Annotated in this window: 21 protein-coding genes; 4 read left to right on the top strand and 17 right to left on the bottom strand. The window is 64.5% G+C overall.

What is annotated here, in order from left to right:
- The first annotated feature begins 27 nt into the window (after window positions 1–27).
- The gene (locus tag NG900_RS07130; RefSeq protein ID WP_252678550.1) at window positions 28–1329 is read left to right on the top strand and encodes an HlyD/EmrA/EmrK family protein; all 1302 of its coding nucleotides are present in this window, start codon (window positions 28–30) and stop codon (window positions 1327–1329) included.
- 14 nt (window positions 1330–1343) lie between these two features.
- Window positions 1344–2900, top strand: coding sequence for a DHA2 family efflux MFS transporter permease subunit (locus NG900_RS07135; protein WP_252678564.1), 1557 nt, complete (start codon window positions 1344–1346; stop codon window positions 2898–2900).
- Window positions 2901–2966: 66 nt separating this feature from the next.
- On the opposite strand, the gene truB is transcribed toward NG900_RS07135, so the two are convergent.
- From truB to NG900_RS07175, 8 genes are all read right to left on the bottom strand, one after another.
- A complete protein-coding gene (gene truB, locus NG900_RS07140) occupies window positions 2967–3923 on the bottom strand; it encodes a tRNA pseudouridine(55) synthase TruB (protein ID WP_252678574.1) in 957 nt (318 codons plus the stop codon).
- Window positions 3924–3925: 2 nt separating this feature from the next.
- On the bottom strand, window positions 3926–4297 hold the full coding sequence (gene rbfA / locus NG900_RS07145; protein WP_045786654.1) for a 30S ribosome-binding factor RbfA: 372 nt from the start codon (window positions 4295–4297) through the stop codon (window positions 3926–3928).
- A gap of 126 nt (window positions 4298–4423) precedes the next feature.
- Entirely contained in the window at window positions 4424–7321 is a 2898-nt protein-coding gene (infB, locus tag NG900_RS07150; RefSeq protein WP_252678576.1) for a translation initiation factor IF-2, read from the bottom strand.
- Window positions 7322–7386: 65 nt separating this feature from the next.
- Window positions 7387–8862 carry a transcription termination factor NusA gene (nusA, locus tag NG900_RS07155; RefSeq protein WP_252678578.1) on the bottom strand — a complete coding sequence of 492 codons (1476 nt, stop codon included), beginning with the start codon at window positions 8860–8862 and terminating at the stop codon, window positions 7387–7389.
- A complete protein-coding gene (gene rimP, locus NG900_RS07160; protein ID WP_252678580.1) occupies window positions 8859–9347 on the bottom strand; it encodes a ribosome maturation factor RimP in 489 nt (162 codons plus the stop codon). Before rimP ends, nusA begins: the two co-directional genes overlap by 4 nt.
- 196 nt (window positions 9348–9543) lie before the next feature.
- Complete coding sequence (gene rluB / locus NG900_RS07165) at window positions 9544–11331, bottom strand: 23S rRNA pseudouridine(2605) synthase RluB (RefSeq protein WP_252679814.1); 1788 nt, start codon at window positions 11329–11331, stop codon at window positions 9544–9546.
- Between the two features lie 91 nt (window positions 11332–11422).
- A complete protein-coding gene (scpB, locus tag NG900_RS07170) occupies window positions 11423–12262 on the bottom strand; it encodes an SMC-Scp complex subunit ScpB (protein WP_252678582.1) in 840 nt (279 codons plus the stop codon).
- A gap of 485 nt (window positions 12263–12747) precedes the next feature.
- Window positions 12748–13491 carry a sulfite exporter TauE/SafE family protein gene (locus NG900_RS07175; protein ID WP_252679815.1) on the bottom strand — a complete coding sequence of 248 codons (744 nt, stop codon included), beginning with the start codon at window positions 13489–13491 and terminating at the stop codon, window positions 12748–12750.
- Window positions 13492–13671: 180 nt separating this feature from the next.
- Between NG900_RS07175 and fnr the strand changes: the two genes are divergently transcribed.
- The gene (gene fnr / locus NG900_RS07180) at window positions 13672–14400 is read left to right on the top strand and encodes a fumarate/nitrate reduction transcriptional regulator Fnr (protein WP_252678584.1); all 729 of its coding nucleotides are present in this window, start codon (window positions 13672–13674) and stop codon (window positions 14398–14400) included.
- 30 nt (window positions 14401–14430) lie between these two features.
- On the opposite strand, the gene NG900_RS07185 is transcribed toward fnr, so the two are convergent.
- The 9 genes from NG900_RS07185 to NG900_RS07225 form a co-directional block, all read right to left on the bottom strand.
- Entirely contained in the window at window positions 14431–14685 is a 255-nt protein-coding gene (locus NG900_RS07185; protein WP_252678586.1) for a hypothetical protein, read from the bottom strand.
- Window positions 14682–14909: a FixH family protein gene (locus NG900_RS07190; RefSeq protein ID WP_252678588.1), complete on the bottom strand. Its 228-nt coding sequence runs from the start codon at window positions 14907–14909 to the stop codon at window positions 14682–14684. Before NG900_RS07190 ends, NG900_RS07185 begins: the two co-directional genes overlap by 4 nt.
- Before the next feature lie 35 nt (window positions 14910–14944).
- Complete coding sequence (gene ccoG, locus NG900_RS07195) at window positions 14945–16408, bottom strand: cytochrome c oxidase accessory protein CcoG (RefSeq protein ID WP_252678590.1); 1464 nt, start codon at window positions 16406–16408, stop codon at window positions 14945–14947.
- A gap of 2 nt (window positions 16409–16410) precedes the next feature.
- On the bottom strand, window positions 16411–17334 hold the full coding sequence (gene ccoP / locus NG900_RS07200) for a cytochrome-c oxidase, cbb3-type subunit III (protein ID WP_252678592.1): 924 nt from the start codon (window positions 17332–17334) through the stop codon (window positions 16411–16413).
- A gap of 12 nt (window positions 17335–17346) precedes the next feature.
- Complete coding sequence (locus NG900_RS07205) at window positions 17347–17529, bottom strand: cbb3-type cytochrome oxidase subunit 3 (protein ID WP_252678594.1); 183 nt, start codon at window positions 17527–17529, stop codon at window positions 17347–17349.
- 3 nt (window positions 17530–17532) lie between these two features.
- The gene (gene ccoO / locus NG900_RS07210) at window positions 17533–18219 is read right to left on the bottom strand and encodes a cytochrome-c oxidase, cbb3-type subunit II (protein WP_252678602.1); all 687 of its coding nucleotides are present in this window, start codon (window positions 18217–18219) and stop codon (window positions 17533–17535) included.
- Between the two features lie 10 nt (window positions 18220–18229).
- Window positions 18230–19696, bottom strand: coding sequence for a cytochrome-c oxidase, cbb3-type subunit I (gene ccoN, locus NG900_RS07215; RefSeq protein ID WP_252678604.1), 1467 nt, complete (start codon window positions 19694–19696; stop codon window positions 18230–18232).
- Window positions 19697–19792: 96 nt separating this feature from the next.
- Entirely contained in the window at window positions 19793–19972 is a 180-nt protein-coding gene (gene ccoS, locus NG900_RS07220) for a cbb3-type cytochrome oxidase assembly protein CcoS (RefSeq protein ID WP_252678606.1), read from the bottom strand.
- A 9-nt stretch (window positions 19973–19981) separates the two neighbouring features.
- Window positions 19982–22534: a heavy metal translocating P-type ATPase gene (locus NG900_RS07225; RefSeq protein WP_252678608.1), complete on the bottom strand. Its 2553-nt coding sequence runs from the start codon at window positions 22532–22534 to the stop codon at window positions 19982–19984.
- 179 nt (window positions 22535–22713) lie between these two features.
- On the opposite strand from NG900_RS07225, the gene NG900_RS07230 reads away from it, so the two are divergent.
- Window positions 22714–23556: a 2-phosphosulfolactate phosphatase gene (locus tag NG900_RS07230; protein ID WP_252678616.1), complete on the top strand. Its 843-nt coding sequence runs from the start codon at window positions 22714–22716 to the stop codon at window positions 23554–23556.

Genomic DNA, 23556 nt, shown 5'->3' on the forward strand with positions numbered 1-23556 from the left:
TCCAACGCATTCTTTCGAGCCAACATCATGAGTGACAACAAGCCCCAAGCCGCACAGCCCGCTGCCCCTGCTTCGGGAACCCCGGCGGCAGCCCCCGCGGCACCGTCGAGCAGCAATGGAAACGGCAACGGAAAGCGCAAGCGCATGCTGACCACGCTGGCCGCCGCACTGGTGGTTGCAGGCGTCGGCTACGGCCTCTACTGGGGCCTGTACGGCCGCTGGTTCGAATCGACCGACGATGCCTACGTGCAGGGCAACGTCGTCCAAGTGACCCCGCAGGTGGCGGGCACCGTGGTGGCCATCCGCGCCGATGACACGCAGCTCGTGACCGCCGGCCAACCGGTGATCGAACTGGACCGCGCCGATGCGCGCGTCGCGCTGGAACAAGCCGAAGCCGCGCTCGCGCAGACGGTGCGCCAGGTGCGCACGCTGTATTCGAACACCAGTGCGTACACCGCCACGCTCGCCATGCGCGAAAGCGATCTCGCCAAGGCCAAGGACGACCTCGCCCGCCGCAAGCAGATCGCCGGCACGGGTGCCGTGTCGCAAGAAGAAATTTCGCACGCGCAAACTGCCGTGCAGGCTGCGCAATCGGCACTCGAAGCCGCCAAGGAGCAACTGCAGGGCAATCGCGTACTGACCGAGCAGACCACACTGGAGCGTCACCCGAACGTGCTCCAGGCCGCCGCCAAGGTGCGTGAGGCCTACCTCGCCTATGCGCGGACCAGCCTGCCGGCTTCGGTGACGGGCTATGTGGCCAAGCGTTCGGTGCAGGTGGGCCAGCGCGTCGCGCCGGGCACGCCGCTGATGGCGATCGTGCCGCTGGACCAACTCTGGGTCGATGCCAACTTCAAGGAAGTGCAGGTGCGCCACATGCGCGTAGGGCAGCCGGTTGAACTGGTGGCCGACGTGTACGGCAGCAGCGTGACGTACCACGGCAAGGTGGTCGGCTTCTCGGCCGGGACTGGCTCGGCGTTCTCGCTGCTGCCGGCGCAGAACGCCACAGGCAACTGGATCAAGGTGGTGCAACGCCTGCCGGTGCGCGTGTCGCTCGACCCGAAGGAGTTGAAGGACCACCCGCTGCGCGTGGGCCTGTCGATGGAAGCCAAGGTCGACATCCATGACGAAGGCGGCCAGGCCCTGGCCACCGCTCCGGTTGCCTCGCCGCTGCAGACGACGGTGTACGACCAGGCCGGCAAGGATGCTGACCAGGTGATCGCCAGCATCATTGCCAACAATGCTGGCCGCGGCGCCGCTACCGCACCGGCCGCCGCCAATGTGCCGGCCGCATCGGCCCCGCGCGCGTCGCAACCTGCACCCAAGGTCTAAAAAAGGTCTGAAGCATGGCAACTGCCGCGCCCAAGCCGCTACCGCCACTGACCGGCGCCAAACTGGCGATCGGTACGGTGGCGCTGTCGCTGGCTACCTTCATGAACGTGCTGGATTCGTCCATCGCCAACGTGTCGATCCCGGCCATCTCGGGCGACCTCGGCGTGGCGCCGAACCAGGGCACGTGGGTCATCACGTCGTTTGCGGTGGCCAACGCCATTTCGGTGCCGCTCACGGGGTGGCTGACGCAGCGTTTCGGACAGGTGCGCCTGTTCGTCACGTCGATCCTGCTGTTCGTGCTGTCTTCATGGGCGTGCGGGTTGGCGCCCAACATGGGCATGCTGATCGCCGCGCGGATCATCCAGGGCGCCGTGGCTGGTCCGATGATCCCGCTGTCGCAATCGCTGCTGCTGTCGACGTATCCGCCCGCCAAGAGCTCGATGGCGCTGGCGCTATGGGGCATGACCACGCTGGTCGCGCCGATCATGGGGCCGATCTTCGGCGGCTGGATCTCCGACAACATGACCTGGCCGTGGATCTTCTACATCAACATTCCGGTGGGGATCCTGGCCGCATATGCGACCTGGGCGATCTACAAGGACCGTGAATCACCCACGCGCTCGCTGCCGATCGACAAGGTCGGCCTGGCACTGCTGATTCTGTGGGTGGGTTCGCTACAGCTGATGCTCGACCGCGGCAAGGAGCTCGACTGGTTCAACTCTTCCGAGATCGTGCTGCTGACGGTCATCGCCGTCGTCGGTTTCGCGTTCTTCCTGGTGTGGGAGCTGACCGAAGACCATCCGGTGGTGGACCTGACGCTGTTCAAGGGCCGCAACTTCAGTGCAGGCGTGGTCGCCATCTCGGTGGCGTATGGGCTGTTCTTCGGCAACCTCGTGATCCTGCCGTTGTGGCTGCAGACCATCGTCGGCTACACCGCCACAGACGCGGGCCTGATCATGGCGCCGGTGGGCATCTTCGCCATCATCCTCTCGCCCGTGATCGGCAAGAACCTGCCGAAGATGGACGCGCGCTGGGTAGCGACTACAGCGTTCATCACGTTCGCGCTGGTGTTCTGGATGCGCTCGCACTTCACCGTGCAAGTCGACACCTGGACGCTGATGGTGCCGACCCTCATCCAGGGTGCGGCCATGGCGATGTTCTTCATCCCGCTCACGTCCATCATCCTGTCGGGCCTGTCGCCCGAGCGGATTCCGGCGGCGTCGGGCCTGTCGAACTTCGTGCGGATCATGTTCGGCGGCATCGGCGCGTCGATCTCGACCACGATCTGGGACAACCGCTCTGCCCTGCACCACGCGCAGCTGGTCGAGCACGCGAACCCGTACAACCCGGCGTATGCGTCGTCGATCGACCAGTACGCGCAACTGGGCATGCCGAACCTACAGGCCAATGGCGCAATCGAGCGCGTGATCTCGCAGCAGGCCGCGATGATGGGTGCCAACGATATCTTTTGGATCTCGGCGGTGCTGTTCATCGTGCTGATCGTCTTCATCTGGCTGACAAAGCCGGCGAAGTCGGCGGCCGGTGCGGAAGCCGCTGCCGGCGCACACTGACGCGACATCCCCCAAACAAAAAAAGCCACGCAGCAACGCGTGGCTTTTTTATCGTTCGTCGACCGCTCAAAGATGGACGAGGCGCTCCGGCCGCAGCACGCCGTTCTGCCATCCCGCCACGCCAAGTAGCGATAGGGAGGTTTCCACGCCCGCAGTGTCGCGCAGGCCATAGACGCGCACCTGGTCCGCATTCGGCAACGTCAATCGCAACGGCAGGCGCTGGCCATGCAGGAAGCGGCGGCTCTCTTCGGCATCCAGCTCCACGCGCGGCAACGTCTGCAGCAGCGCATCGACCGGAGCCAGCAAGTCGGCACGTGCTTCTTCGGTAGCGGTCTCCAACGCTTCGAGCGTCACCGCGCCGTCCAGTGTCAGGTTGCCGACCTGCGTGCGGCGCAGCGCAACCAGATGCGCACCGCAACCCAATACCTCGCCGATGTCTTCACCCAGTGTGCGGATATAGGTGCCCTTACTGCACGACACGCGCAACGTGATGGTCGGCGTTGCGGATTCCAGATCGGTCGCCAGCACATCGACCGCGTGGATCGTTACGCGGCGCGCGGCACGCTCCACCGTCTGGCCGGCGCGCGCGTACTCGTACAGCGGCTTGCCGTCTTTCTTCAGCGCAGAGTGCATCGGCGGGACCTGATCGATCTCGCCGACAAAGCGGGCGATGGCCGCCTGCAACTGCGCTGGCGTCACCGACACGGGCCGCTCGCTCAGCACCTCGCCTTCCGCATCAGCGGTACTGGTCTTGATGCCGAGGCGCACGACGGTCTCGTAGGTCTTGTCCGCGTCGAGCAAGTCCTGCGAAAACTTGGTCGCCTCGCCAAAGCACAGCGGCAGCAAGCCGGTGGCGAGCGGATCGAGCGTGCCGGTATGCCCGGCCTTCTTCGCCCACAGCAGGCGCTTGGCACGGATCAGCGCGTCGTTGCTCGACCAGCCAATCGGCTTGTCCAGCAGCAGCACACCGTGCACATCGCGGCGCGGCGGCTTTGCCGGCTTGGGCGCGTGTTGCTCAGCCATCGTCAGTCGTCTTTGGCGCGCGTGGCGTTGGCTTCGTCGATCAGGCGCGACATCTCGATACCGCGCTCGACCGAACCGTCAAAGTGGAAATGCAGCGTCGGCACCGTGTGGATGTGCAGGCGCTTGAACAGCAGCGAATGCAGGTAGCCCGCCTTCTCGTTCAGGATGGCGGCAGCCGCTTCGGGCTCGGCGCCCAGCACCGTAAAATAAACCTTGGCGTGTGCGTAGTCCGGCGTGAGCGTGACGGATTGCAGCGTCACCAAGCCCATCGCCGGATTCTTGATTTCGCGCTGGATCAGCTCGGCCAGATCGCGCTGGATCTGGTCGGCGATGCGCACGTTGCGGCCCGAGGCCGATCCCGATTTCTTCGGCATAGTGTGTTCCTCACATGGGCAACGCAGCACGCGCTGGCCACCCCAAAAAGACAAAACGGTGGCGCGGGACGCGCCCGGGCCACCGTCGCAAAATCGAGCCGGACACCGCAGCGTCCGGCCACCGCATTACAGCGTACGCGCCACCTCGGTGATCTCGTAGATCTCGAGCTGATCGCCTTCCTGAACGTCGTTGAAGTTCTTGATCGACAGGCCGCATTCGAAGCCTTGCTTCACTTCCTTCACATCGTCCTTGAAGCGCTTGAGCGAATCGAGCTCGCCCGAGAAGATGACCACATTGGCACGCAGCACCCGCACCAGCGAGTTGCGCTTGACGAAGCCGTCCAACACCATACAACCGGCCACCGCACCCACCTTCGGCACGTGGAAGACCTGACGCACCTCGACGAGGCCCGTGGTTTCTTCCTTCTTCTCCGGCGACAACATGCCCGACATCGCCGCCTTCACCTCATCCACAGCGTCATAGATGATGTTGTAGTAGCGGATGTCGATACCGTGGTTCTCGGCCAGCTTGCGCGCACCGGCATCGGCTCGCGTGTTGAAGCCGATGATGACGGCCTTCGACGCGGTTGCCAGGTTGACGTCCGACTCGGTGATACCGCCCACCGCAGCGTGCACAACCTGCACACGCACTTCGTCGGTCGACAGCTTCTTGAGCGAATGCACCAGCGCTTCCTGCGAGCCCTGCACGTCGGCCTTGATGATCAGCGGCAGCGACTTCACGTCGCCTTCACTCATCTGCTCCAGCATGTTTTCCAGCTTCGCAGCCTGCTGACGTGCCAGCTTCACATCGCGGAACTTGCCCTGGCGGAACAGCGCGATTTCACGCGCCTTGCGCTCGTCCGGCAGGACCAGCACTTCTTCACCTGCGCCCGGCACTTCCGACAGACCCTGGATTTCCACCGGGATCGACGGACCAGCCTCCTTGGCAGGCTTGCCGTTTTCGTCCAGCATGGCGCGCACGCGGCCGTAGGCGGTGCCTGCGAGCACCACGTCACCGCGCTTGAGCGTACCGCTCTGCACCAGCACCGTGGCGATCGGGCCCTTGCCCTTGTCCAGCTGCGCTTCCACCACCAGACCCTTGGCCGGTGCATCCACCGGTGCCTTCAGTTCCAGCACTTCGGCTTGCAGCAGCACGTTTTCCAGCAGGTCGTCGACGCCCTGGCCAGTCTTGGCCGACACCGACACGAACGGTGCATCACCGCCGTACTCTTCCGGAATCACGCTCTCAGCCACCAGTTCCTGCTTGACGCGGTCGGCATTGGCTTCGGGCTTGTCGATCTTGGTGATCGCCACGACGATGGGCACGCCGGCGGCCTTCGCGTGAGCAATGGCTTCCTTCGTTTGCGGCATGACGCCGTCGTCGGCAGCCACCACCAGAATCACGATGTCGGTCGCCTTGGCACCGCGCGCACGCATGGCCGTGAAGGCCTCGTGACCCGGGGTGTCCAGGAAGGTGATGACGCCGCGGTCGGTCTCGACGTGGTATGCGCCGATGTGCTGCGTAATGCCACCGGCTTCGCCCGCCGCCACCTTGGCACGGCGGATGTAGTCCAGCAGCGAGGTCTTGCCGTGGTCGACGTGACCCATCACGGTCACGACCGGCGGACGGGTTTCGGCTTCGGCGTTGGTTTGCTCCTGCACGTCCCCAACCAGCAGCGCTTCCGGATCGTCCAGCTTGGCTGCGACCGCCTGGTGGCCCATTTCTTCAACCACGATCATCGCGGTCTCTTGGTCCAGCACCTGGTTGATCGTGACCATCTGGCCGAGCTTCATCATCTGCTTGATGACCTCAGCTGCCTTGACCGACATCTTGTGTGCCAGATCAGCCACAGAGATGGTTTCCGGCACGTGCACTTCACGCACGACCGGCTCGGTCGGTGCCTGGAAGGCATTGCGATTGTCGTCGCCATGACGGTTACGGCCGCCCTTGGAGCCGGAACGCCAGCCATCTGCACCGCCGCCGGTGTCGCCGCGGGTCTTCAGACCACCACGCTTACCGCCACGGTTGTCGTCTTGCCAGCCCGACTTGCCGCGACCGCCCTTCTTGTCGCCAGATGGCGAAGAACTCGGTGCCGCTGCGGCAGGTGCCGGAGCAGCAGGCTTCTTCGCCGCTGCGGCCGGACGCGCTTCACCAGCGGGCTTGACCGGCTTGTGCAGCGTGCCCGATTGCTCGGCCTTCTTGATCTCTTCAGCCTTGCGCTCGGCGGGCGTCTTCAGCACACGTGCCGGGGCGCTCATCATTTCGCGGATGGCGCGGGCTTCGGCTTCGGCAGCTTCGCGACGCTTGCGCGCGGCGTCTTCCTCAGCCTTGATCTTGTCGGCCGCAGCACGTGCCTCGTCCGACGCCTTTTGCGCAGCTTCGCGCTCGGCAGCCAGACGCGCGGCATCTTCCTCGGCCTTGCGGCGCGGGGCTTCGTCCGAAGCCTCGGCAGCAGCGCGGGCAGCAACGGCTTCCTCTTCCGCCTTCTTGGCAGCGAGTTCAGCCTGGCGCTTCTGCTCGGCTTCGGCGGCTTCCTGACGGGCGCGACGCTCGGCTTCCTCGCGCTCCATCGCTTCCTGCCGGGCCTTCAGTTCGGCTTCCTGGCGGGCCAGCAATTCGGCCTGGCGACGCTGTTCTTCCTCGCGACGTGCGACTTCCTCGGCGTCGACCACCGGGGTATCCAGTGCGGCTTCCTCTTCTGCCGGCGGCGCGCTCGGCTCGTCACGCTTGACCAGCACGCGCTTCTTCTTGACTTCCACTTGCACGGTGCGCGTCTTGCCGGTGGCATCCGCCTGGCGGATTTCACTGGTTTCGCGCTTGGTGATCGTGATCTTCTTGCGCGCGCCATCCTCGGCACTGCCGTGTGCTCGCTTGAGATAGTCGAGCAAACGGGTCTTGTCCGATTCGGTGATGACGTCTTCCGGCGTCGCCTTTTGCACGCCCGCGGCCTGCAACTGTTCCAGCAGCGCCGAAGCGCTACGGTTCAATTCGCCAGCGAGTTGGGCAACTGTTGTGCTTGCCATTCAAACCCTTTCGATGCTTGGTTTTAAGTGAGATTGCGAAAAACGATCAACGCTCAGTCGCAACGTCACGAAAACCAGTGTTCACGCGCCTTCATGATCAGCGCCTTGGCTTGTTCTTCGTCGACGCCGGTCATCTCGACCAGTTCGTCCACGGCCAGCTCGGCCAAGTCGTCACGCGTCTGGATGTTCCCCTCGGCCAGCTTGCCGATCAGCTCCGGGGTCAGCCCCTCGAGGTCGCGCAGGTCTTGCGACACCTTCTCGACCCTTTCTTCCTTCGCCAGCTCCATCGTCAACAGCACGTCACGGGCGCGATTGCGCAGCTCGTTGACGGTGTCTTCGTCGAACGCTTCGATTTCCAGCATTTCCTGCAGCGGCACGTAAGCCACTTCCTCGAGCGAGCTGAAGCCCTCTTCGATCAGGATGTCGGCAACCTCTTCGTCCACGTCCAGCTTCGCCATGAACAGCTGGCGAACCACGGAGCTTTCTTCAGCCTGCTTCTGAGCAGACTCTGCCGGCGTCATGATGTTGATCTGCCAGCTGGTCAGCTCCGACGCCAGACGAACGTTCTGGCCGCTACGGCCGATGGCCACGGCGAGGTTTTCCTCGTCGACCACCACGTCCATGCTGTGCTTTTCCTCGTCCACGACGATGGACTGCACTTGCGCCGGCGCCAGCGCGCCGATCACGAACTGCGCCGGGTCTTCCGACCACAGCACGATGTCCACTGCCTCGCCGCCAACTTCATTGCGCACTGCCGTCACACGCGTGCCACGCACGCCGACGCAGGTGCCGATCGGGTCAATGCGCTTGTCGTGCGCCACGACCGCGATTTTCGCACGCACGCCCGGGTCGCGCGCGGCCGCCTTGATCTCCAGCAGGCCCTGTTCCATTTCGGGCACTTCGTTTTCGAAGAGCTTGATCAGGAACTCGGGGCACGTGCGCGAGAGCTCGATTTGCGGGCCGCGTGCAGTGCGGTCGACATTCAGGATGTACGCGCGGACGCGGTCGCCCGTGCGCAGGTTTTCCTTCGGGATCATCTGGTCGCGCGCCAGCAGCGCTTCCACGCGGCCGGACTCGACGATCAGACCCTTCTTGTCGGCACGCTTGATCGTACCGGTCATGATCTTTTCGCCGCGATCCAGGTAGTCGTTCAGGATCTGCTCGCGCTCGGCATCGCGGATGCGCTGCAGGATCACCTGCTTGGCCGCCTGCGCGCCGATACGGCCGAATTCCACCGACTCGATCTGCTCTTCGATGAAATCGTCGACGTTGATGTCGGCGTTCTGCTCCTTGGCTTCGAACAGCAGAATCTGCTTGTCCGGCTCCTGCAGGCCTGCATCGTCGGGAACGACGAGCCAGCGACGGAAGGTTTCGTGTTCGCCCGACTCACGGTCGATCGCCACGCGCACATCCACGTCTTCTTCAAAGCGCTTCTTGGTCGCCGAAGCCAATGCGGCTTCCAGCGCCCCGAACACCACATCCTTGTCGACGTTTTTTTCGCGCGCAAGCGCATCGACGAGCAACAGAACTTCGCGGCTCATTGCTTGTTCCCTTTATTTCGATTTCCTTTGAAGTCCAGCACGGGCACCAGCCGGGCGCGATCCAACTCCGCCAGCGTGAATTCCAGCAGTGCCGGGCCATCCTTGCCCTCGAATTCGAGGCCGATCCGTTCCTGGCCGGGCTCTCCCGTCGGAGCCTGAATGATGCCCGTGAAATTCTTCTGTCCGCCCACCGGCAGACGCAGCGTCACTTTAGCCTCTAGGCCAGCGAAGCGCGTGAAGTCGACCAATGTGCGCAGCGGGCGATCCAGCCCCGGTGACGACACTTCCAGCCGTTCGTAGTTGACGTTTTCAACCTCGAATACGCGCGTGAGCTGATGGCTCACTTTTTCGCAATCTTCAATGACGATACCGTTTTCCGCCTGATCGATATACACGCGCAGCAACCCGGCTGGCGCGCGTTCCACTTCCACCAGCTCGTAACCCATGGCGGCGAGGGTTTTTTCAATCAGATCAGTCAGATGCACGTTTTTCCTGAAGAATTTCCCGGTCTGGCCAACCTGCTGAAGCAAAAAAAAATGGGCGCAACGCCCATATCATTCGCCCATCTTCTGCAGGATGACTTTTGATTAGACTCACATTGTAATGCGTCTCGGGGCAAAACGCAAAGTTTGCCCCGAGAGATCGCAGAACCCGCTGTGTGGCGGGTCGCACCCACAACGCTCAGCGCTTGCCGCCGCGTTTTCCGCCGCCACGCGGTGCCTTGTTGCCGTTCGGCATGCCGCCACCGCCCTTGCCACCGGGGCGCTTGTTGCCCGGTGCGCGGTTGCCATCACGCATGCCTCCGCCCACACCACCTGAGCCACCACGCCCGTCCGGACGGCTGCCCATCCGGGTGCGTGCCGTCAGCGTCGTCGGGCCACCCACGTTGATGTAACCCATGGAGGTCTGCATCGGATCCGGTTGGCGCGGGCTGGACTGACGGCGCTGCGCAGGCTGCGCGCGGTTACCGTTTTCAACCCCAAGACCACGTGACTGGAAGTTCGCTTCGCCGGTAAAGCCCGACGACATCGGCCCCATCAGCACCGGCGCCGGTTGGCGACGACGATCATTCTGGCGACTCTTCTCGCCCGAACTTGCCGTCGGCACCTTCATGCCCAGCGTGCTCATCAGCGTGCGCACATCTTCGGGCGACACCTCTTGCCAGCGCCCACGCTTGAGGCCGCGAGGCAGCACAAAACTGCCATAACGCGTGCGGATCAGGCGCGACACGGTCAGATTGACCGCCTCGAACATGCGACGCACTTCGCGGTTGCGACCTTCCGTGAGGGCAACGTGGTACCAATGGTTGACGCCCTCGCCGCCGCCGTCCGCACAGCGCAGGAAGTTGGCTTCACCATCCTGCAGTTGGATGCCGTGCAGCAGCTTCTGGCGGTCGGTTTCAGCCAGCTCCCCCAGCGTGCGCACCGCGTACTCACGCTCGACGCCGTAGCGCGGATGCATGAAGCGGTTGGCAATATCACCGGACGTCGTGAAGATCAGCAGGCCTTCGGTATTGAAGTCCAGACGGCCGACGGCGACCCATTTGCCGGTCTTCATGCGCGGCAGCGCGTCGAACACGGTCGGACGGCCTTCCGGATCCGACTGGCTGACGATTTCGCCGGCCGGCTTGTGATACAGCAGCACGCGCGGTGGCTTGTTGGGCAGCTTGCGCTGGATCAGCTTGCCGTTCACGCGTACCTGGTCGGTGGCAAGGATGCGCTGACCGATGTGCGCCGGCAGGCCGTTCACGGAAACCCGGCCCTGCAGGATCAGGTCTTCCATGTCGCGGCGCGAACCGAGGCCGGCGTCGGCGAGAATTTTGTGGAGCTTGGGCGCGTCATCCTCGGAGGTCAGCTCCCGCACCTTGGACGGCTGCGAAGCTCCGCCAGCATCGGCTTCGGTGTCGTACGCACCGGAAATCACGTACTGGAAGACGTCTTCGGAGCCCTTGCCGCCCTTCGGCCCCTTGCCGCCGCGGTTCTGGTTCTGGCCACCGGCCTTGCCCTGGGGCTTGCCACCGCGGTTCTGCGGCTTGCCGCGGCCGCCGGCATTCTTGCCGCCTGCACCTTCGGTGCGCTCCGCGCGTTCGGCTCGCTCCGCTGGCTGGCCCTCGCCCTGACGGCGGCGGTTCTTGCCAAAACGGCCTCGCGGACCGCGTCGCTCCCCCTGGCCTTCCGCCGACGGCAGCTCAGCCGGTGCGGCACTCTCCGCAGCGACAGCCACCGGCTCGCTCACCGCATCTTTCGGCTTGCGTGCACGCGGCGCGCGAGGCTTGCGCGGCTGCGCGGGTTGGCCGGCGTCCGCACCAGCTGCATCGGCGGCCTCGCCCTCGGGGCGTCCGTCCTGCGGCTGGCGGCGCGAAGCCACAAGGTTGCGCAAACCGCGGCGCAATCCCTTGCGACGAGGCGCGGACTCGGTCCCGTCGCCGCCTTCTTGTCGGGGCGGCTGAGCGTCGGCGTCGGCCGGCATACGTGTATCCATGGAATCAGGCTGGGTGCTCACAACGTCTTTCAAATCTTAGGGGTTCAAACCATGCGCCGACCAGGCGGCTGTCATGGCATTACGAGTGTTCGTTGGCGGGAGTCGAGGGCGACTCGGCCGGCGTTTTGTGTTCGTCTTCCGAATCCACTTCGGTCGCATTCACCGAAGGCGGCTCGGCCTGCGCAGCGGGCTCATCGGCCGCCATCTCGGAGAGCCCCTCCGCCACGGCCAGTTCTGTTTCCGTGCCTTCGACGACCGGCGACTCAACCGCTTCTGCCGCCAGGGGCGCAGCACCCTCGGCGCCTTCCGGTACTTCGTTGACCAGCGCGGTCAACTCTTCCACTGCAATCGCGCCACCCTCGAACTCGATGGCGCCCTGTTCCAGCAGGCTCGCCTGCGCCTGGGCGCGGGCATCTTCGAGCGGCGGCAGTTCGTCCAGCGAACGCAGGCCAAGGTCGTCGAGAAACTGCTTGGTCGTCGCATACAGCGCCGGGCGACCCGGCACGTCGCGATGGCCGATCACTTCGATCCAGCCGCGGTCTTCGATCTGCTTGATGACCTGCGTGTTGACCGTCACACCGCGGATGTCTTCGATGTCGCCGCGCGTCACCGGCTGGCGGTAGGCGATGATTGCCAGCGTTTCCATCACGGCGCGCGAGTACTTGGGCGGCTTTTCCGGATGCAGGCGATCCAGGTACACACGCATCTCGGGGCGGCTCTGCAGACGCCAGCCCGAAGCCAGCGCGACCAGTTCGACACCGCGGTCGAGCCAATCCTGGCGCAGCTCTTCGAGCAGCACGCGGATGGTGTCCGCGGAGACATCTTCGTCGAACAGCTTGCGCAAGTCATTGACTCGCAACGGGTCCTGCGCGCAGATCAGCGCGGTCTCGAGGACGATCTTCGCCTCTTGGGTATTCATCGGGTTGAGCGGCTCGTCATTGCTCGCGCGCGGCCAGTTGCCGTCACGCTTGAGGTTTGTCGTCCCACCGCGAAGCACGCGGCATTTCTGAATGCTGTTGCCCACCCGGGCCCGGCGCGCGAGGGCCAATGGATTCAATTGGGCCTTGCACCGAAACGCAGTGGCTGTGCCCGCAAAATAGGGCCGGAGGAGCGAGTTGATCCGGTGCGGGTCAGGCACCACAAGGGCAATTTCTTCCGCCGCCATGGGGACGGATACTGCACCGGACGACTACCAACGAAGAATGGCAGCTCGCCCGAATCGACTGTCCAGGGTGACTTTACCGCTGGATGGCATCGCTTGGCGCCGCGCTTGGGATTGTTGATGTGCGCGGGTGGCGAATCGAATGTTGCCGATTGTAGGGCAATTTCCCGCGATGCCGCAACCAGGAAGATACCCCAGCCTCCCACTCAAGCCGGATGCCGATCCGTGTCTGTTTAAAACATCTAAAGCACGAGGCAAAAGCCATGTGCGTTAAGCATCTCTGGCAGCCAGACGGCATGCACCAGCCCCCAGACCCCGAACGCGGCAATGGCGACGCCGGCCGCGCTGCGGGCCCAACGCTGGCGAGAAAGCCCGCGCAGCCAGCCCGCCAGACCTGACATCATCAGCAGATTGGGCAACGTGCCCGCACCAAAAGCGAGCATCACCGCCGCCCCCGATGCCGCGTTGCCTGCCAGCAACGCCACGGCCAATGCGCCGTACACCATGCCGCACGGCACGAGCCCCCAAGCCAGCCCTGTCACGTAGCGTCGAAACAGCGGAGGACGGCGCCGCAGCTTGCCCCCCAGCCGGGCCGCGATCTGAGCCAGACCGCCAGTGACATGGCCAAGCACCCGCTCGAGCCACGCGCTGCGCCACGCGTCTCCCGCGGAACGGAGCAGCAGCAGAAGGCCGTAGGCGAGCAGCAACGCGCTGGCCAGCGCAAACAAGCCGCGCTGGATCGGCAGCCATTGCTGACGCCAGACCGTCGCGCCCATCGCGCCCATGATGGTACCCAGCAGCGCATAGGTGGTCAGCCGCCCCGCGTGCATGACGACCTGCTCGAACCACAACCGCCGACGCGACACGATCCGCACCGCCACAGTCCCGCGCTCGGCTGCGAGGGCGATACCGCTGCACATCGCCAGACAGTGCACACCGCCGAGCAATGCAATCAAAAAAACGCTCACAAGCGCCGCGACACTCATCTTTTTGACGGTCTTTTGATGTGGGCCAAAGTTTCTGTTTTGCTGCCCGGAATCCGGCGTAAATCGCGCGTTTTGCCGCATCGGAAATATCCGATGGCCAGAAGGTCGTCGTTATAATAAGCCGCAGCTGCATCACAAAAATTACGCATTTCACTTTCTCGAAATTCAGTCGCCCCGCCCGTGCTCACTCGAATCGCGCTTACCGACCAAGCCTCGCGTTGCTCCACCTGCGTACTCGGGCAAATCTGCCTGCCGGTGGGGATGAATGCGGAAGACGTGCGCAAGATGGACGACCTCGTCGGCGAGCGCATCCGCATTAAGAAAGGGCAAACGCTCTATGCCCTCGGTGAGCCGCTCGAAGCGGTGTACGGCATTCGTTTCGGGACACTCAAAACGCATCTGACGCTCGAAGACGGGCGGCACCAGATCACCGGTTTCCACCTGCCCGGTGAAATCGTCGGGCTCGATGGCATTGGCGACATGCGCCATGTGTCGGACGCCACCGCGCTCGAAGACACCGAAGTCTGCGTGGTGTATTACGACCAACTGCAACAGCTCTCGCGCCGGCTGCCCTCGCTGCAGCATCAGTTCCTGCGCATCATGAGCAAGGAAATCTCGCAGGATCACCTGATGCTGCTCACGCTCGGCTCCATGCGTGCGGAGGAGCGGCTGGCTGCGTTCCTGCTCAACCTCTCCAAGCGTTCGGCCCAGCGCGGGTACTCGTCGACCGAGTTCGTGCTGCGCATGAGCCGCGAAGAACTCGGCAGCTACCTGGGCCTGAAGCTCGAAACCGTGAGCCGCCTGTTCTCGCGCTTTGCCGAGGCTGGCCTGATCCAGATCCGCCAGCGCCACGTCAAGCTGGTCGACCTGGCCGGACTGCGCCAGGTGATGAGCGGCCAGGCCGCCTGAGCTGTATCCCATTGCTGCCTGTTGGCCCGCTCACACGAGCGGGTGTTCGTGCGCTTCCAGCTTGCCGATGCCCGGCGACACATAGAGCGTCAGCGCGCTCGACAAGCCGCACAGTAACCAGAACACGAAAAACGACACGGTGTAGACCGCCTGGGTCGACACCGTGATCTGTTCACCGAAGAAACGCAGGTCGGCCGGGTCCACCACCGCAAAGACGATCAGCTCTGCCAGCGCGGCTGAGAGAAACGCCGGCCACAGGATCCACATCAGCAGTCGACGCTTCATCGCGCCTCCGGGTGAATGGCGTGGGTCGGTGCGGCAGCCGGTTTCTCGATGACGAGGCCGCGCCGCACCACGTTGTCGTGGATGACGGCATCCGGATGTGAGATCGCCAGCCAGATGGTGACGCCGCAGCCGACCATGGCGACGAAGGGCCCGGCCATCAGCAGCCACGGCCAGGGCTCGCGCCACCAGGGCCGGACCGGTGCGGAAGTTTGCGTTGCGTGCATCGAGGCCTCCTGTTGGGGATACAACTCATACCGCGTCAGCGCGGCACGATGAAGCTCGACGGCTCGCGCAGCACGAGGCTGTCGCTGCCGTTGTCTGCGTGAATGACGAAGTGGATCTTGTGCGAGCCGGGGGCGGCGTCATCCGCCGGGCGTCGCACGCGCACCGGCAGCAGGCGGTTGGCCGCGGGCGGCAACTCCAGCGTGGTCGATTCACCCCCACCGCCCTGCACATCCAATTCGGGCATGCCTTCTGCGGTGATGGTCACGTGCAGGGGCCGCTCCGAGGCGTTCATCAGCTGCAGGCGATAGACGTTCTCGATCTTGCCGCCGTCCACTTCGCGCGCGAGTGCACCGCGGTCGCGGATCACATCCACCTTGAGCGGCTGGCGCATGACCAATGCCACGACAAAGCCGATGAAGAGCGCCATCAGGATGCCGCTATAGATCAACACACGCGGGCGCAACAGATGCCGGCGCGCCTGCTGCGGGCTGAGCCGGTCGCGCATGGCGCGCTCCGACGTGTAGCGGATCAGGCCGCGCGGATAGCGCATCTTTTCCATGACCTGATCGCACGCATCGATGCAGGCACCGCAGCCGATGCATTCGTACTGCAACCCCTGGCGGATATCGATGCCGGTCGGGCACACCTGCACGCAGATGCTGCAATCGACACAGGAGCCGAGGCCCTGCGCTTCAAAGTCGGCATTGCGCGAACGGCTGCCGCGCGGTTCGCCGCGTTGAGTGTCGTAGGTGACGACGTAGGTATCGGGGTCGACCATCACGCTCTGGAAGCGCGCGTACGGACACATGTAGCGGCAAACCTGCTCGCGCATGAAGCCCGCGTTGCCCCACGTGGCGAAGGCGTAGAACAGCATCCAGAAGGTTTGCCACGGACCAAGGGCGAGCGTCCATGTCTGCGTGCCCAGGTCGCGGATCGGCGTGAAGAAGCCGACGAAGGTGAAGCCCGTCCACAGTGCAATCAGGACCCAGGCCGCGTGCTTGGCCGCCTTGATGCGCAGCTTGCGCAGGCTCCAGCGCTCACCGTCGAGGCGGATGCGGGCAAAGCGGTCGCCTTCGATATGCCGCTCGATCCACATGAAGATTTCGGTGTAGACCGTCTGGGGGCACGCATAACCGCAAAAGAGCCGCCCCGCCACCGCCGTGAACAGGAACAGCCCGAGCGCAGACAGCACCAGCAGCACCGTCAGGTAGATCACGTCCTGCGGCCAGAGCACCAGACCGAACAAGTAGAACTTGCGCGCAGCGAGGTCGAACAGCACCGCCTGCCGGCCGTTCCACTGGAACCACGGCAAGCCATAGAAGATGGCCTGCGTGGCCAGCACCAGCCAGACGCGCCAACGTGCAAACGCTCCGCTCACGGCACGCGGATAGATCTTGCGCCGGACTTCATAGAGCATCTGCTCGGTCGGGGCGTCCTCCGCAGCCGCTGCCGCAGTCGCAGACGCCATGGGACGCCAGGCGGGTTCTTGATCGCTCATTGCTATTGCTGCGCGCTCGGGTTGTTGTTCGACAGGCCCCACACGTAGGCAGCCAGCATGCGGATCTTCTCGGGCGAGAGCAGGTTCTCGTGTGCCGGCATCGTGTTGTTACGACCCTTGAGGATGGTCTCGACGATGGTCGCTTCCGAGCTGCCGTACAGCCACACGCGGTCGGTCAGGTTCGGCGCGCCAAGCGCCTGGTTGCCCTTGCCTGTGGCCATGTGGCAAGCCGCGCAGACCGACTTGAAGGTCGGCTCGCCACGTGCCGCCTTGATCGGGTCGTATGACAGGCCCGAGAGCGAGCGCACGTAGTTGGCCACGTTCACAGCCTGGTTGCCATCCACCACAGCAGCCAGCGATGGCATCACGCCATGTCGGCCCTTGGTGATGGTGGTGAGGATCGTGTCCGGATCGCCGCCATACAGCCAATCGCTATCGGTCAGGTTCGGGAAGCCCTTCGAGCCGCCTGCGTCCGAGCCGTGGCATTGCGCGCAGTTGTTCAGGAACAGGCGCTGGCCGATTTCGCGTGCCTGCGGGTCCGCCGCGATCTGCTTGATGTCCAAGCTCGCGTAGCGTGCATAGAGCGGGCGCACCTTGGCTTCCGCCTCGGCACGCTGCGAGGCCAGCTCGCCGCGCGTGGAGAAACCCAGCACGCCGCCATACGCACCCAGCCCCGGATACAGGATCAGGTACGCCACCGCAAAGATGCACGACAGCAGGAACATCCACATCCACCAGCGCGGCAGCGGGTTGTTCAGCTCGCGCAGGTCGCCATCCCATACGTGGCCGGTGTCGTCGCCGGCCTTCTGCCCAGGCGCGATCTGAATACGCCGCTGCGAGAACAGCAGCCACACACACCACACGATGCCCACCAGGGCGATCGCTGCGATGTAGTACCCCCAGAACTCCGAAATGAAGTCGCTCATGATTTGGTGTCCTTATTGATGCGGGCGCGGCGTCTCAACGCGCGCACCGGCGACCTCGGCCTCATCGGGCAGCAGGAACGGCAGCATGGCCGACTCCGCATTGGCAGCACGGCGATGCGCCGAAAACGCCCACCAGCTGATGCATACGAACAGCACCAGAAACACCGCCGTGGCAATTGCACTTAACGTGGCCATGACTCACTCCTTTGCGGCAACGGTGGCGGCCGATTCATCAGCGGGCGTACCGGCCATGTCGCGAACATTGCGCAGTTCCACGCCCAGGCCCTGCAGATAAGCGACGACGGCGTCCTCTTCGGTCTTGCCGGCGAGTTGCTCGCGTGCACCGGCAATCTGCGCATCGGTGTACGGCACACCGAGCTGGCGCAGCACATGCATCTTCTTTTCGATGTCGCTGTCATCCAGCGGCGTCTTCGAAAGCCATGCATACGAAGGCATGTTCGACTCGGGCACCACTTCGCGCGGATCGCGCAGGTGGATGCGATGCCAGTCGTCGGAATAGCGCTGACCCACGCGCGCCAGGTCCGGACCGGTACGCTTGGAGCCCCACAGGAACGGGTGGTCGAACACCGATTCACCGGCCAGCGAGTAGTGGCCATAGCGTTCGGTCTCGGCGCGTAGCGTGCGCACCTGCTGCGAGTGGCAGCCGACGCAGCCCTCGCGGATGTAGATGTCGCGCCCCGCCAGCCGCAGCGGCGAATACGGCGCGATGCCCTTGACCGGCTCGGTGGTCGAATGCTGGAAGAACAGCGGCACGATCTGCACCAGCCCTGCAATGCTGACCACCACGAGCGTCAGTGCGATCAGGAAACCGATGTTCTTTTCCAGCGTTTCGTGCGAGAAGAACTTGTTGGATGGGTTGCTCATGTTCGTCTCCTCACTGTGCCGCGACCAGCGGAGCTTGCGCAGGTTGAGGAATCGGTGCATCCACCGCCTTGCTGCCCTGGATGGTCTTGATCACGTTGAAGGCCATCAGCAGCATGCCGGCCAGGAAGCACAGGCCACCCAGCAGGCGAATGAGGTAGAACGGGTACGTCGCCTTCACCGCTTCGACAAAGCTGTAGGTGAGCGTGCCGTCGGCCTCGGTAGCGCGCCACATCAGGCCCTGCATCACGCCGGCGACCCACATGGCGGCGATGTAGAGCACCACGCCGATGGTGGCGATCCAGAAGTGCACCTCGATCAGGCGCGTGCTGTACATGCGCTGCTGGCCGAACAGGCGCGGAATCATGTAGTACATCGAGCCGATGGTGATCATCGCCACCCAGCCGAGCGCGCCGGAGTGCACGTGGCCGATGGTCCAGTCGGTGTAGTGCGACAGCGCGTTGACGGTCTTGATGGACATCATCGAGCCCTCGAACGTCGCCATGCCGTAAAACGACAGCGCCACCACCAGGAACTTCAGGATCGGATCGGTGCGCAGCTTATGCCAGGCGCCCGAGAGAGTCATGATCCCGTTGATCATGCCGCCCCACGACGGCGCCAGCAGAATCAGCGAGAACACCATGCCCAGCGACTGTGCCCAGTCCGGCAGCGCGGTGTATTGCAGGTGGTGCGGGCCGGCCCACATGTAGGTGAAGTTCAGCGCCCAGAAGTGCACGATCGACAGGCGGTACGAATAGATCGGTCGCTCAGCCTGCTTGGGCACGAAGTAGTACATCATCCCCAGGAAGCTGGTGGTCAGGAAGAAGCCCACGGCGTTATGGCCGTACCACCACTGCACCATGGCGTCCTGCACGCCGGCGTAGGCCGAATACGACTTCCACATCGTCACAGGCAGCTCTGCGTTGTTGACGATATGCAGCAGCGCGATCGTGATGATGTACGCGCCGAAGAACCAGTTGGCCACATAGATGTGCTTGGTCTTGCGCTTAATGATCGTGCCGAAGAACACGATGGCGTAGACCACCCACACGACGGTGATGAGGATGTCGATGGGCCATTCCAGCTCGGCGTATTCCTTCGAGCTGGTGATGCCCAGCGGAAGCGTGATGGCCGCAGCCACGATCACCGCCTGCCACCCCCAGAAGGTGAAGGCCGCCAGCGTGTCGGAGAACAACCGCACCTGACACGTGCGCTGCACGATGTAGTACGACGTGGCAAACAGCGCGCTGCCGCCAAACGCAAAGATGACGGCATTGGTATGCAACGGACGCAACCGGCCATACGTCAGCCAGGGCACCCCGAAGTTCAGTTGCGGCCAGATCAACTGGGCCGCGATCAGCGCACCGACCGCCATGCCGACGATGCCCCAGACGATCGTCATGATCGAGAACTGGCGGACAACGCGGTAATTGAAGGTCTGGGTGGGCTGGGTATGCGGTATCGCGCTGGATAATTCCATGCTTGCTCCCCGAGAGTTTTGGTGTGATGTGGTCATGTTAAGAACCGGGCCGCTTGCGGGTGTTGACGTGCATCAAGGCACCCCGGCCCAGGTGGTTCAAGCAGTTCCGTCCCGCGACATTGCGTCGCGTGCAGGCGTGTCGGGATCCAACAGAATCGATTCGGCGGGCGCCCTGAGATCGTCGTACTGGCCCGAGCCCACGGCCCACCACAGCACGCCGACAATCGCCACCACGAGCATCAGCGAGAGCGGAATCAACAGGAACAGCGTTTCCATATCGCCCCCTTACTTGGCGCGTGACAAACGCCACGCATTGAGCGCCACCAGCAGCGACGACGCCGACATGCCGATGCCCGCGGCGAGCGGCGACAGCCACCCGAGCGTGGCGAGCGGAATGCTGATCGCGTTGTAGGCGAAGGCCCAGCCCAGGTTCTGACGCACCACGCGCAGCGTGCGGCGGCCAATCGATACGGCCTCGCTGATGGCGAGCAGACGCGGCTCGGTCAGGATGGCGTCGGCGCCAGCCTGGGCCAGCGGCGCGCCCGATCCAATCGCAATGGAGACCTGTGCCTGCGCGAGCAGCGGCGCATCGTTGATGCCGTCACCAACGGCCAGCACGCGCGCACCCTCGGCCTGCAGCTTGCGCACGTAGGCGCGTTTGTCTTCGGGGCTGACACCACCCACCGCGTGGTCGATACCGAGGCGATTGGCCCACCAGTGCACGGTCTCGGGCGCATCCCCGGACACGAGATGCAGGCGCAAGCCCTGCGCACGCAAGGCAGCCAAACAAGCGGGCGCATCCGCACGCGGCGTGTCGGCCAGGGTGAAACGTGCAAGCGGCTGGCCGTCACGGCCGAGCCAGACGGACGTACACGCGGCCGCAGGAGGCACCTCCTCCACCGGCGTTTCGCCGTAACGGATGGAGGCGGCCGGCTGACCGGTGTACTGCGCAGCCGCGAATGACTGCGTGCCCACCCGCATCTGTTTGCCCTCCACCATTGCGTGTACGCCCTGCCCCGGCACGTTGGCGGTACTCGTCAACGTCGGCAAGGGCATCGCGTGCGGGGTGGCAGCACGCAGCGACTGGGCAATCGGGTGGTTCTCGGCTTGCTCCATCGCGCACGCCAGCGCCAGGCAGTGCTCCGCGTCCATGTCGGCGAAGGTCTCGATGCTTAGCAGGCGCAGCCGTCCTTCGGTGAGCGTGCCGGTCTTGTCGAGCAGCACATCGGTCACCGCAGCAAGGCCTTCGACAGCGTGGCCGCGCGTGACCAGCACGCCGCGCCGTGCAAGCGCACCGCCGGCCGCCGCCAGCGCAGACGGCGTGGCCAGCGACAGTGCGCATGGGCAGCTCACCACCAGCACCGCCACCGTGACGGCAAACACGCGCGCCGGGTCGATCCACCACCACGCAATCGCAGTAAGCAGCGCCCAACCGAGCAGCACCGCCACAAAGCGGCCCGCCACGCGATCGGCGAGTTCGGCCATGCGCGGTTTGTCGGACAAGGCGCGCTCGAGCAGTTCAACGATCGCCGACAGGCGTGTCTGCGCACCCACGCGCGTCACACGCACGCGAATCGCGCTGACCACGTTGTAGCTGCCGGCCAGCACGGTCGCCCCCACATCGCGCGCGCGCGGCACGCTTTCGCCGGAGAGGAGGGATTCGTCAATCTCGGTGGCGCCGTGCTCGATGGTGCCGTCTGCGGGCAAGACTTCGCCCGCGCGCACCTCCACGCAATCGCCCTGCTGCAATGTGGCGACGGGGATGATTTCGAGCGCACCGCTGGCGGCATTCATGCGCCGGCAGGTGGCAGGCAACTGGCGCACCAGCGCCTCAGCGCCGGAAGCCGCGCTCTGGCGTGCCCGCAGTTCAAGATAGCGCGCCGCCAGCAGAAAGGCGACGAACATCGTCACCGAGTCGAAATATGTTTCACCGTGGCCGCCGTTGGTCGCAAATACGGTGGCCACCACGCTGGCCACGAAGGCCGCGCCCACACCCAGCGCCACGGGCACGTCCATGCCGACGTGCGCGTGCCGCACCTGTCGCCAGGCATTCACAAAAATGGGCCGCGCAGAAATCAACACCACCGGCACGGTCAGCACCAGGCTCGCCCACTGCATCAGGCGGGTCTGGCTGAGGGGGATGTCGCTGCCGTGCAGATACACCGGCCATGCATACATCATCACCTGCATCATCCCCAACATGGCGATGCCCAGACGGATCAACAGGCTGCGGCGCTCGCGTGCCTCGGCCGTGCGGCGCGCGGAGGGCTGGTCGGGCCACGCTTCGTAGCCGACGTCGGCAATCGCGGCAAACACCGTGGACAAGCGCACGGCGCCCGCGTCTCCCACAATGCGCGCGCGTTCGGTGGCGTAGTTGACGGTTGCCTCACGCACACCCGGTACGCGGGACAGTGCGCGCTCGATCAGCCAGACGCACGCGGCGCACCGCATACCGCTGATGGCAAGCGACAGCTCCTCAGACCCATCCGCCCGCACACGCACGAAGCGCTCGCGCATGACGGGCAAGTCGTAGGTCGACCAGACGGCTTCGGCTTCAGTGCGTCGTTCGCCCTCGATGGGCTTCGCAAAGGCGACGGGGCCGTCATAGACATGGCCCATGCCGGAGGCGTGCAGCGTCTGCGCGACGGCCTGACAGCCGGCACAGCAAAAATCCCGGGATTGGCCGCCGATCTCGGCGTGAAGCGCGGCAGCGCCGTCCAGCGGCAAGGCGCAGTGATAGCAGGTGACGTGTGATGCGCCCGCCCCACCCCTGGCAAGGGGCGAGCCTGAACCGGCAACCGGCACGGCTGGATGATTGGGGGCGAATGTCGTCGTCATTATGAAGACGATGCTAGCCAGCATCCTTCCGGCGACCCTTGATGCGAATCAACTCAGGCCCATGAAAAACGCGGCCGGATATGCGACTTTTGCTGCACTCCCGGCAAATACCAGCCCTCGCGCAAAAAATTTAGGCGCCTATAGTAAAGAGCTGCACCAGGCAAACAGGAGGGCGCGTCATGGCAACCGAATTCAGCCTGTACAACATCCACTGCGAATGGGGCGAGCACGGGGCATCCGCGCTGGCACCGCATTGCGACGTGGTCATCGTGGTGGACGTGCTGTCCTTCTGCACCTGCGTGGATGTGGCCGTGGCGCGCGGCGCACGTATCTATCCGTACCCCTGGCGTGACGGCAGCGCAGAAGTCTTCGCGCGTCGGGCCGGCGCGATGCTGGCGGGCACCAACCGCAGCCAGCCGGGCTACACGCTCTCGCCGGCGTCACTACGCGAGTTGCCGATGGGCAGCAATCTGGTACTGCCCTCGCCCAACGGCGCAACGCTGGCCCTGGCAACCGGGTCAACGCCCACGTTCGCCGGCTGCCTGCGCAATGCGCGCGCCGTGGCGGAAGCTGCATCGCGGCTAGGCCGACGCGTGGCCGTGGTGGCATCGGGAGAACGCTGGGCCGACGGTAGCCTGCGCCCCGCCCTGGAAGACTGGCTGGCCGCTGGTGCGATCGTGCATCACCTCTCGGAAACGGTGGCCGGCTTTCTGCCGCAGGCGCTGTCACCCGAGGCGCTTGCCGCCCGCGCGATCTACCGGGAAGCTTCCCAGACCGGCATGATGAAAGCGTGGCTGCTCGATTCGGTGTCGGGCCGTGAACTGTGCGAACGCGGCTTTACCGAAGACGTGACCATCGCCTCGCAGACCGACGTCAGCAATGTCGCCCCGATGCTGGTGGAAGGCGCGTTCCGCAACGTCAACCGCAAGACCGAGCGCCTGCCGCAGGATTTCTTTGGCGCAAACCTGCGGCCCTCGCAGGCACCGTCATCGCACCGCAATCCGCCGCCGCTTTCGCATTAG

This window comes from Ralstonia soli, from assembly GCF_023955655.1.
GTDB classification, from domain to species: Bacteria; Pseudomonadota; Gammaproteobacteria; order Burkholderiales; family Burkholderiaceae; genus Ralstonia; species Ralstonia soli.